1 protein-coding gene is annotated in these 734 nt (G+C 40.7%); it reads right to left on the reverse strand.

The annotated features are described in order from the left end of the window. Positions 1 to 734 (reverse strand): adenosylhomocysteinase (locus ACFIK8_RS11345; protein WP_375669486.1); only part of this gene is annotated, 734 nt, incomplete at both ends.

The raw sequence follows: 734 nt of genomic DNA on the forward strand, positions 1-734 counted from the left end.
TCTTCTGATAAAACGCTTAATTTTATTCCTAGCCGATCAAGGTGAAGGCGTGCAACTTTTTCATCAAGACGTTTGGGCAAAACAGTTACTTCATTTTTGTAATGTTCTGCACGGGTAAAGAGTTCAATTTGCGCTAAGACTTGATTGGTAAAGGAAGCTGACATGACAAAAGAAGGGTGACCTGTCGCATTACCCAGGTTTAGCAAACGCCCCTCAGAAAGCAAAATTATACGTTTTCCATCGGGAAAGGTAACTATATCGACTTGTGGTTTAATATTTGTCCATGGCAAGTTTCTAAGGGCTGATACTTGGATTTCATTATCAAAGTGGCCAATGTTTCCAAGAATACACATATCTTTGACTTGTTGCATATGGTCTAAGCGGACAACATCTTTATTGCCAGTTGTTGTGATGATAATATCAGCACTAGAGGCTGCGTCATCTAAAGTAACGACTTCGTAACCGTCCATTGCCGCTTGAAGAGCACAAATTGGGTCGATTTCTGTTATTTTGACACGTGCTCCTGCACCTGACAAAGACGCTGCTGAACCTTTACCCACATCGCCATAACCACAGACGATAGCCGTTTTTCCAGCTATCATCACGTCTGTCCCACGTCGGATACCATCTACCAATGATTCTTTACAGCCATATTTATTATCAAATTTTGATTTAGTGACACTATCATTGACATTAATGGCAGGAAAAGGCAAAAGCCCTTCCTTTTGTAATTG

Source organism: Bartonella sp. MR168JLCBS (genome assembly GCF_042194175.1).